The sequence below is a fragment of the Pedobacter sp. 10L46_2 genome (genome assembly GCF_056395165.1).
The window spans coordinates 1-10,709 of the sequence record NZ_JBFTIZ010000211.1 but is presented as its reverse complement, the minus strand read 5'-3'; the positions used below and the strand labels follow the sequence as shown (position 1 = coordinate 10,709).

At 39.9% G+C, this 10,709-nt stretch carries 6 protein-coding genes and 1 pseudogene; all 7 read right to left on the bottom strand.

Translation table 11 applies throughout. The features are described 5' to 3' along the window. Positions 1 to 397: hypothetical protein (locus AC1DDX_RS19190; protein WP_477622426.1), on the bottom strand; the 397-nt coding region annotated here is incomplete at its 3' end. Beyond that, positions 387 to 1,829, bottom strand: a complete 1,443-nt coding sequence (locus tag AC1DDX_RS19185; RefSeq protein ID WP_477622427.1) for an APC family permease — start codon at positions 1,827 to 1,829, stop codon at positions 387 to 389. The genes AC1DDX_RS19185 and AC1DDX_RS19190, both read right to left, overlap by 11 nt. Further along, positions 1,830 to 3,377 (bottom strand): annotated as a pseudogene (locus AC1DDX_RS19180) (DUF885 family protein); the annotation flags it as partial. Between the two features lie 54 nt (positions 3,378 to 3,431). Next, on the bottom strand, positions 3,432 to 4,334 hold the full coding sequence (locus AC1DDX_RS19175; protein ID WP_288879129.1) for an AraC family transcriptional regulator: 903 nt from the start codon (positions 4,332 to 4,334) through the stop codon (positions 3,432 to 3,434). A gap of 189 nt (positions 4,335 to 4,523) precedes the next feature. Next, positions 4,524 to 6,125 (bottom strand): RagB/SusD family nutrient uptake outer membrane protein, encoded by a 1,602-nt coding sequence (locus AC1DDX_RS19170; protein ID WP_337716771.1) that lies wholly within the window; start codon positions 6,123 to 6,125, stop codon positions 4,524 to 4,526. 12 nt (positions 6,126 to 6,137) lie between these two features. Continuing rightward, positions 6,138 to 9,113, bottom strand: a complete 2,976-nt coding sequence (locus AC1DDX_RS19165) for a SusC/RagA family TonB-linked outer membrane protein (RefSeq protein ID WP_288879127.1) — start codon at positions 9,111 to 9,113, stop codon at positions 6,138 to 6,140. 156 nt (positions 9,114 to 9,269) lie between these two features. After that, complete coding sequence (locus tag AC1DDX_RS19160) at positions 9,270 to 10,667, bottom strand: aminopeptidase P family protein (RefSeq protein WP_288879126.1); 1,398 nt, start codon at positions 10,665 to 10,667, stop codon at positions 9,270 to 9,272. Positions 10,668 to 10,709 lie beyond the last annotated feature (42 nt).

Here is a 10,709-nt window from a genome sequence, read left to right as displayed (position 1 = left end):
GTGTTAACAGGGTTCCCGAATTGCCAAAAATAAGCCTATCAAATTTTAGTTTTGTAGCTTCCTGCACTTTATCAAAGAACTTATTTGCTATCGTGGCAACTCTGGTATGATCAAAAGCCGGTTTATGTACACTTTCTGTTATATCAGCATAAATAAACTCCCAGTTGCGATCCGCTAAGTTTCTTTTGTACCAAAACGAGTGTCCGTCTGCGTTCCAAAATGGAATTATTTCATTATTTACGGCTACCTTTCTCAACGCACTATCCAGCTGTCCAGCCTGAGAATAGGCTCGTTCCATCTCAGCACCTGATGGACTAAAGGGTTGTAATTGATTTTGTTGAGCTTTGGAACTGAAGGCAATAACTATTAAAAAAAGATAGATACTACTAATTTTCATGTTTATTATTTTTAAATTTTCCAATCACAAAGTAAACCGGGATACCGATCAAGGTGATGATCAATCCTGGCCAGGTGAAACGGGGTTTATATAGGATCAGCAGGACGCAAAAAGCTAACCCCATAATGATATAAATAAGTGGCAAAATCGGATAGCCAAAAGCCTTGTATGGACGTTCAATATCAGGGCGCTTTTTTCTGAGAATAAAAATACCTCCAATTGTAAGCATGTAAAACATCACCACAACAAAGGAGATCATATCAAGCAGATCACCATATCTGCCGCTAAGGCACCATAATGAAGCCACCAAACACTGGATCCAAAGACCAAAGGCAGGTACAGCATTTCTGTTTAAGGCACCCACTTTCTTAAAAAAAAGGCCGTCTTTAGCCATAGAATAATAAACCCTGGCGCCTGCCATAATCAATCCATTATTACATCCAAAGGTAGACACCATGATCATTAGCGCAATAATAACAGTGCCCGATGATCCGAATATAACCTGCGAGGCAGAGACAGCAACCCTGTCTTTATCTGCATGTGCCATGTCGCTGAGCGAAAGTACACCGGTATACATGATATTGGTCAAAATATATAATATGGTGACCATGACCGTACCAAGTGCAAGGCTCAACCCAACATTTCTTTTTGGATTCCTGATCTCACCCGCAACAAAGGTGACATTATGCCAGGAGTCGCTACTAAAAATAGAGCCCACCATAGCAGCGGCAATCGCACCAAAAGCAGCCATTGTAGTATAAGAGCCTACGGCCGACGATCCGGCCAGTGGTTTCAACTCCCAGGCATCTTTCCAGTTACTCTGCCAGATATCTTTTTGCAGAAAAAACAAACCGAATACAATCAAACCGAAAAGGCTCAATAGTTTGGCCATCGTAAAAACTGTTTGTATGGACTTGCCTGCATTAACACCCCGGCTGTTTACGTAAGTTAAAATAATGATAACAACTATTGCGAGCAGCTGTGCCGGCGAAACATGTAAAAACCCAAGATCAATAGCTATATGATCTTCACTAAGCTGAGGTAATAAATAAGCTGTGAACTTTGCAAAAGCCACACCAACTGCAGCAATAGTAGCGGTTTGAATAACCGTAAAAAAACTCCAGCCATATAAGAAACTTATTAATGGATTGTATGCCTCTTTTAAATACACATATTGTCCACCAGCTTTCGGATACATAGCGCTTAATTCGCCATAACTTAAAGCTGCAGTTAGTGTCATAAACCCAGTTATCAGCCATACCACCATTAACCAACCCGAGCTCCCTACATTCCTGGTAATATCTGCACTTACAATAAATATTCCTGATCCGATCATACTGCCGGCAACCAGCATCGTGGCATCAATTAACCTGAGTGAAGATTTAGTAAAATCCCTTTTTAATGGCTGACCGGTTAATGTTGCCCTCACCATTTCCATCGGAATCAGGTTCTCTTTCATCACCCGTTCATGAAATTCATTATAACTCATTTTTCCGCTTTCTACGAGTTCGTTTTTTAAAGCCATCAATTGTAGCCCGCCAATCATATAGGCGACCTGATATAAAGGACTATAGCCACCTTCAAATGACCTCCTGACTTCTCCCTCTGCATTGGCAGGCTCATGACCCACCCGATTAACAAGAAAGTCGACACACTGCCCCGGAGTCCATTTACCTAAGTGATAATTTAGCGAAAATATAATCCTTGCGCAGCGATGCATCCTCCAGAACAGCATACCGATACGCTCTTCGGGGCTTTTAGCAAAACCTTTGTCATACAAAAGAAGTTCCCAATAAAGGGTCCATCCCTCAATTCCAAAGGGCGTAGTAAAAAGTTCCCTGTAATTCTTGTAGCGGCTATTCATATAATACTGCAAATGATGACCTGGGAGTAATTCATGTTGTACGGTACCTCTTGAAAAATATGGATTGTTACCACGCATACTCATCAACTTATCGCCTTCATTCATTGTATTTGTTGGATACGATACACTAATTTCTCTTCCTCCTGTAAAAAACGGATTGACCAGCTGTCTTTCAGCCGACATCATGACCATCCCCCATGTTTCCTCTGCAAGGGCAGGAATTTTAATTAAATTATGTTCTCTTATGAAATCAAGCGCTTCTTTCTGTAGTTGCACAATTAGTTCAGGCTGTTTACCGGGAGCAACAAAGCTTTCTTTGACTTTCTCCTGGGCTTTTTTCCAATCTTTTCCAAAACCCATATCCGCCGAGGCTTTTAATAACTCCTGATCACAAAATGCAAACTCTTTTTCTGCAATTTTAACGAGTTCTTCTGGCGTATAGGGGATCATTTCTGCACTTAATTGCCTGATAAGTTCTGTTTGCCCAATTGGGGTTCCTTTTATTCCGTAGTCACTGTCCTTTTGAAGGGACTCCTTAATGGGTTTCCCAGAAAATAATGATGCATAATTAGTTAAAGCCACGGTTAATGCATCATAAGGTTTAGGCACCCACCAATCGAATAATGGATCATATCCTTTATAAAATTCGTAAAAACCTCTTAGTCTCGTTTTCAAACCAGAAATTGCTTCATTTGCAGTTCCTGATAATTTCTTATTCAATGTTGTCTCTTTTGATAAGGATGCATTTGAAGCCTCCACTACTTTCAGTATTGCCTTAAGCTTTGTGGCCACAGCCTGCCAATCCATTGCCTTCCCCCTTCGTCTTTCCTTTTCTAATGCATAGATATCCTGAGCAAAGGGAATATATTTGAGAATAGCCTGATCGTTAATTTCCGCATTCTCCAATTGACCAATTTCTTTACCGATCTCCTTTTTTAGCAACAGATAATCAACCTTACCATAAATACTAAAAGAATCAAAATCCAGATGTTCCAGTCCTTTAAGGTATTCCTTATGGACTGCAAGCAATCGCTCCCTTTGCTCAGGCGAATAATAAACATGCTCGACTTCGGGATAAGTCCCTTCTGCGCAAAAAGGAGCGATGGCAATAAACACATAATTAAGAGTCTGTATAAATGTTTTTTCATAAACATAGTCATATTTGCCTTATTATACTGCGATAAGACCTACTCTACTTACATTATTATAGGCATCTATGTATGCACGCGGCGACTGACCTATAATGCTCTTGAAAACACGATTAAAGTTTGTAATGCTATTAAATCCAGCTTTATAGGCGACTCCCGAGATACAATCCGGTTTTTCGCCTGATACGAGGCTTTTACACGCATCATTTATCCTCACTTCGTTTAAAAAAGAAATGAAAGTATGTCCGGTATGTTTTTTAAAGTACCTGCAAAATGCCTGTGGGGTCATATAAGCAGCATTTGCCACATCTTCAAGATCAATCTGATTGTTATAATTACGCATAATAAAATTGATAATATTACTCAACCTCATTCCCTCACGCTCTGAAAGATTAGAAGAATAAAAGTCCGAACAAAGCTCCTCGGCACTTCCCCCAATATCCAGGAGTAATTCAAACAGATTCAAAAAATTAAATAGTACATCGGTTCCAGATGCCTGATGAACTTCAAGCATCTTTGATGCAAACTGTTTCTTGTATTTCTCAGGGATTTTAAACCCATGCTTATTATTCCTCAAAAAAGAACTCGCTGCTTTTAATTCAGGTAGATTAAATAAACCAGCTAATACTCCTGAAGGATTGAAATAAATAGAACATGCCTTGATACTTTTACTTTCTTCACCCATAAAATATTCGGGGTTACTTTTAAATAAATGGGGAAGATTAGCTCCTATTAAAAAGAGATCTCCGGGACGAAATGCATGCATGTTATTACCTGCTATCAATGTACCTTCACCACGCTCAACCCAAGTTATCTGCCACTCGTCATGCCTGTGAAGATATTGATAGAAATGAGGTAATTCAATTTGTTCAGATATCACACTCTTGTCATTCGGTACAAGTAAAGTAAATGGGAGTACTTTCATGGTCGGTTGTTTAAGTGGTGGATTAAGTTGGTTGATTAGTTGTTGAGTGTTAATATACAAATGTTAACACTTAGCTGATTACAAGCATGTTAAATTGGTTAAGATATGGTGACACATTGCTAATATACGTCAAAGTAACGCTTATTAAAAAGCACAAATCTTTTCTATTATTCACCTTATGAATACAGCCTAATAACCAGGATTCTGCTTCAAATTGGGATTTTTTGCCAACTCGTCTTGCGGTATTGGAAATAATGTACGTGTTTGTGCCTGTGGGTGCGGAGAATGGTTGAACCACCGCTTGGTTTGGAATACGCCGAAACGGATCAGATCCTGCCTGCGATGAGCTTCTGCTGCAAACTCCCAACCTAGTTCATCTAAAAATCGACCATAAACAATATCTGCGCCTCCATTCACCACAGATACTTTTCCGTCAGGTGCCTGTAATCCATACTGATAGTTGCTACCTTTTAAAAGATCTGCGCCGGTGACTGTTGCTTTTCCCGGATTATCTTTGAAAGCACGCTTCCTGATCTCAGTTACAATTAAAGCAGCCTCATTTGGTTTGCCCGTCCTTAACAGTGCTTCTGCCTTCATCATCAAAACATCTCCATATCTTAAAAACGGAAAATCGTTATCCATAGCTCCCGTGGCTTTAGGTTTAATTACATACTTACCTATTCGAAAGCCCTGGTTACTGGCTGCAACAATTCCGTCAGTTCCACCCATACCAGGAACAAATTTCACGTAATTGATCATCACCTGACCAGAGGTGGGGTTTATCTGTGGGCCCTGTATCCAGGAATCTTTCATACGACTGTCATCAACATCATAAGTATCGATAAATTGTGGTACTGCACAATTCCCACCCCATGGCTGGGCGGTCATCTGGTATACACTCTGACTTAGTGGATCAAGGGTTTTTAAATGAATCTGATTTCCTACTCCATAAATTTCATCATATGGAATGGCAAATATGATCTCTTTTGAGTTCTGGTTAGTGTAAGTAAATACATCGCTATAATTATTATCTAACTGGTACTTATTGCTGTTTATCACATCATCAGCTTCCTTAATACATTTTTCGTATTCAGGTGTTCCCACATAGATTTCCGAATTGAGGTATATTTTAGCAAGAAGCGCCTTTGCTCCCCATTTATTCATTCTTCCATAAGTAGTGGCAGCATCTTCACTAAGCACAGGCAATACTTCATTTAATTCTTTTAACACAAATGCATACACTTCGGCCCTTGTATTTTGTTTAGGCAAAGAAACGTCCTTAAAGCTTGTAACTATGGGAACATTACCATGATTGTCCATTAAGAGATAATAGGCAAGTGCCCGTACAGCCCTAAGTTCTGCAACCGCGCTTTCTTTAATCGCTTCTAACTTGAGGGTACCTTCTTCAATCTGTGAGAGTATCATGTTGCATTTTGTGATACTCGAATAGGCATTTTGCCAGGTATTAAAGGGCTGATATTCCTGGGTAGTCCAGGTATGCTGATGCATCCGGCGGTATGTTCCGGCATCGTCCCAACCATTAGGGCGAACTGGTGTAATGATACAGTCGGCAGCTTCTTCCTGCAAATCAAAATATCCCTGCCATCCGCACATAACCGTTCTTAAAGAAGCGTAGGTAGGCGCCAGAATAGATGGGAGATCTTTCTCTGAGGGATTGAATTTAGATGGAAGGACTTCGGAATACACTTCCTCATCCAATTTAGTACAGGAAATGATAACGCCAGAAACTAGCGTTGCGATTATTATATATTGGAAAATTTTCTTTTTCATGATATTTATAACTTAAAATGAAACATTAAGTCCGGCAGTAAAAGTCCGTGTAGTAGGATAAGTATCCCGGTGTTCAATTCCAGGTGCAAAAGTGAAATCACCTGAATAGCTTACCCCTTCGGGATCAAGACCTTTATACTTTGTGATGGTAAATAGATTAAGTCCGGAAACATAGATCCTGAGGTTACTTATCTTTTTGATAAAATCTTTAGGTAAGGTATAACCAAGTGTGATGTTGTCAATTTTAATGTAATCGCCTTTTTCAATGTAATGGCTAACATAAACCAGGTCTGTATTGAGTTGTTTACCATATACCGGATCATATGCGGTTTTTAATACGTTATAGGCCTTGTTAACAGGGTTTTCATAATACATTCTTTGCATATTCAGTACATCGTGACCAAAGGCTCCCCTAATGTTTACCTGCAGATCAAAGTTCTTAATCTGAAAAGAGTTATTCCAGCCCATCAGGTATTTAGGAATTCCGTTCCCATAATACTGACGGTCCTCGGCAGTCGATTCTGCAATGGGTATAACTTGTCCATCCTTGTTCTCTACCAACCATTTCCCATTGTCATCTACCCCTACACTTTTAAGTACAAAGAATTGGCCAATGGGGCCACCAACTTTTACACGATGGGTTGATGACTGAATAGGCTCGCCAGTGTAACCTGCATCAAAAAATTCAGTAGTTACGTCAAACTGTTTATTAGACAAATCAACCAATTTGTTTTTATTAGTCGAATAGGTAATGTTGGTGTTCCATTTCAGCAATTTGCTGTCTACTGCTTTAATATTTAAAAGTGCTTCAAATCCTGAATTTTTCATTGCTCCCGCATTAAGGAACATGTTACCGGCTAAATATGGAGGAACAGGCACGGGGAAATTATAAAGCAGGTCTTCTACATTCCGTGTATAATAGTCGAGGGATCCGGTAATCCTGCTTTCAAATAAACCAAAGTCGACACCAACATTATATTCTTTCTTTTTCTCCCATCGCAAATCCGGATTAAAGTTTCTTGTTGGAACAAATCCCTGAACCCATTTACCATTAATAAATGCACCTTCGTTATAAGTAAAATCATAACTGCTCTGAGACATATAGGGTTCATTCGCAATTGTTCCTGTAACACCATAGCCTGCCCTTAACTTCAAGTCTGATACTACTGCAATATCCCGCATGAAATTCTCTTTGTTTACTCTCCAGCCAATAGAGGCAGCCGGGAAAGTTCCCCATTGATTGTTCACACCAAATTTTGACGATCCCTCTCTTCTTACACTTGCCATAAAAAGATATTTTTCATCCCAGTTATAAGTAAGACGTCCAAAAAAACCGGCAAGCTGCCATTTACTTTTGAAACTGGTCATTTCCGCCAGTCCTCTTTTTAATGCGGAACCAGCTTCCAATTGATTCCAGGTATATGCATCTGTAGGAAAATCAAAATTATAAGCACTGAAGTTTTCAAAAGTTGCATCTTGCCAGCTATAGCCACCAAGCAATGTAAAATTGTGGTTATTGATGCTCTTTACATAATTAGCCGTTAACTCAATCAGGTTTTCTTTATTAGAATAAGTAGACCGTGATGCAGTTCCGTTCAACTGACTTTTGGTTGTATTTACGTGATCGAAAGTAGTACTATTACCATTCAAATTATTGTTTTGTACATTAGAAGCTAGTATTTTTAGGCTTAGATCCTTTATCGGGCGATAGTCAAGACTTCCGCTAACCCGCATCTCCCGAAAAGTATTGTCGTTTGTTGCCTCATTAATTCTGGAAAGGGGGTTATCGTAAAAATAAACTGCTCTTTCCTGCCATTTTCCGTCCTCAGTTAAAATTCTGTCTGTAGGATTACGTATCATCGCCTGTCTGTAAGCATATCCATCGGCTCCTCCCTGAGTGGAGGATGTTGTTCGGTTGATCACCTGAATATTGGTTTTTAACTTATCATCAAACATGGCATGATTTAAATCGGCCCGAATGGTAAGTCGTTCCTGACCGGTACGCAAAAATATGCCCTCCCAGTTTCGATAGTTTACTGACCCGGTTAAGTTTGTAGTTCCGGTACCACCAAAAAAACTTATGTTATGGTTCTGACTTACCGGATTTTGTAAAATCTCATCCAGCCAATCGGTATTACTTCCAAAATCTGTATAATTCTTACCCTCGGCAATTAATCGCCTGTAATCATCAGCGGTCATCAGTTCGGGCCTTCTTGCAATTTTTTGAACGTTTACATAATTTGTATATTCAATTGTTGCCTTTGATTTACCTCGATTTTTCCGCGTAGTGATCAGGATTACACCGCCAGTTGCACGTGTTCCATATATCGCTGCAGCTGAACCATCTTTTAAGACATCTATTGATTCAATATCTTCGGGAGAAACTGTATTTAAACTTCCCGGAATTCCATCTACCAGGACTAAAGGTTCAGAAGATCCATTGATGGAATTCAACCCCCTCAGATTGATTTGTGTGCTGGCAGTGGGATCGCCAGAAGGCGTTGTAATCCTGAGCCCGGCAACTTTACCCTGAACGAGCTGTGCGGCATCTCTTACTGCTCCTTTTGTGAAATCCTCGGATTTTACCGTGGCGATGGAACTGGTTACCTCTCCTCTTTTTTGGGTACCATAACCCACTACCACAACTTCATTTAGCCCTCTGCTTTCCGGCTCCAGCTTTACATTGACTGTGTTTTGCCCATTGAGTGAAACCTCCTGAAGTTTATACCCGAGATAACTAAATACAAGCCGCGCATTGGCATTAGAAACCTTAAGGATAAAACTACCTTTATTGTCTGTACTTGACGCATTTGTTGTACCTTTTTCATTGACAGAAACACCAACCAGCGTAGTTCCGTCTGCAGAATCATAAACTGTTCCTTTTATTGTAATTGCATTTTGGGCATACAATTGACAGGGAAGAAGGAAGAGCAAAAGAAACCATAATCCATTACTACGGTGTTTGTAACACTCATTTTTTGCTTTCATACTTAAACCTAGTTTAGTTAATTGACTGATATATTTAACTCGGTTAAAGTTAGAAGCAAATAAATGAGGATAGTTTTCGTATTTTATCAGGTATCAATCCATTTTTACCCCGTTTGTGGCCTTGGATTTAAATAAGTGTTTTTGGTAGCTTCTTAATTAAAAGGCGGAATCCCTGATGTCTTCAATTTCTGAAACAGTATTTGCCAGATGTTTACCCAGCATGCGGGCTCCTCCCTCCTCGATCACAAAATCATCTTCAATCCTGACACCTCCAAAATTCCGGAACTTTTCTACAGCTGGGTAGTTTATAAAATCTGAGAACAAACCTGAAGCGCTATAGCGGTCAATTAATTCTTTATTAAAATAAATCCCCGGCTCAACTGTGACCACATAACCTGGATGTAGCTCCTTGCCCATCCGCAAGGACTTTAGGCCGAACTGAATGGTATTTTTTTTCAACTTATCCGAATAACCCACATATTGTTCACCAAGATCTTCCATATCGTGAACATCAAGTCCCATCATATGCCCGGTACCACATTGAAAGAATAAAGTGTGTGCTCCAGCGGCTACTGCATCTTCGACATTCCCTTTCATTAATCCCAATGCTTTCAGACCGAGAGTTAAGCTCTTACAAGCCTGAAAATGGATATCGAGATACCTTGTTCCTGACGAGAGCATGCTCGAAGCGTCCTGATAAGCCTGCAGTACAATTTCATAGATATCTTTTTGTTCAATGGTAAATCGTTTGGAAACGGGGAAAGTACGGGTAAGATCACTTGCATAACCACCTGCCGTTTCCACGCCCGAATCGTTAAGTACGAGTTGTCCCTCCTTTAATCGGTTGCCCTGATAATGGTTGTGCAGGATCTCTCCATTTACCGTTAATATAATCGGGTAAGCCAGGTTACCTCCGGAGGCCAGGGCTGCCTGATGGATGGCTGCTGCAACTTCTCTTTCGTACATTCCAGGTCTGGTGGCCTGCATCACATTCAGGTGTATATCTGCAGATATTGATGCTGCCTTATCTATCTCAATGAGTTCTTCCTCCGACTTCACAGACCTTTGTGAAACAACAGCTTTCACAAATTCAACCGAAGAAGCTGTATTCAATTCCTCAATATCAATCTTTAACAGGGCAGCCAGCTTGATCTCATTATCTGCACGATAAGGAGGTAAGAAATGAACACTTCTACCCCTATGTTCAGCCTGCTCAACATAACTTTTAAGTGCACCAGGTATCTGGACTTCATCTATTCCGCATTTTTCACACTTGCTCTTTAATGACTCTTGCCTTCCCATCCACACTAGTTCATCTAAAGTCATTTCTGCACCAAAAATGATTTCCCTGTTTTCATCAATATCTATGATCGCCGAAAGCGCTGGCACATTGATTCCAAAATAATACAGGAAAGTACTATCCTGTCTAAAGTGATAAGTATTATCTCTGTAATTCATCGGGCTTTCGTTGTTACCCATGAAAAGTAGAATCCCGCTGTTAAATTTAGATTTGAGAACTTGTCTCCTTTTAATATAGATTGATTTATTAAACATAAGATGATATTTGATTAACTACCAATTAATCATTTCACTTTC

Excerpts from the sequence above, each read along its gene's own strand:
- AC1DDX_RS19165 (WP_288879127.1), bottom strand. The coding sequence starts at position 9,113 with ATGAAAGCAAAAAATGAGTGTTACAAACACCGTAGTAATGGATTATGG.
- AC1DDX_RS19170 (WP_337716771.1), bottom strand. The coding sequence starts at position 6,125 with ATGAAAAAGAAAATTTTCCAATATATAATAATCGCAACGCTAGTTTCT.
- AC1DDX_RS19175 (WP_288879129.1), bottom strand. The coding sequence starts at position 4,334 with ATGAAAGTACTCCCATTTACTTTACTTGTACCGAATGACAAGAGTGTG.
- AC1DDX_RS19185 (WP_477622427.1), bottom strand. The coding sequence starts at position 1,829 with ATGGTGAGGGCAACATTAACCGGTCAGCCATTAAAAAGGGATTTTACT.
- AC1DDX_RS19160 (WP_288879126.1), bottom strand. The coding sequence starts at position 10,667 with ATGTTTAATAAATCAATCTATATTAAAAGGAGACAAGTTCTCAAATCT.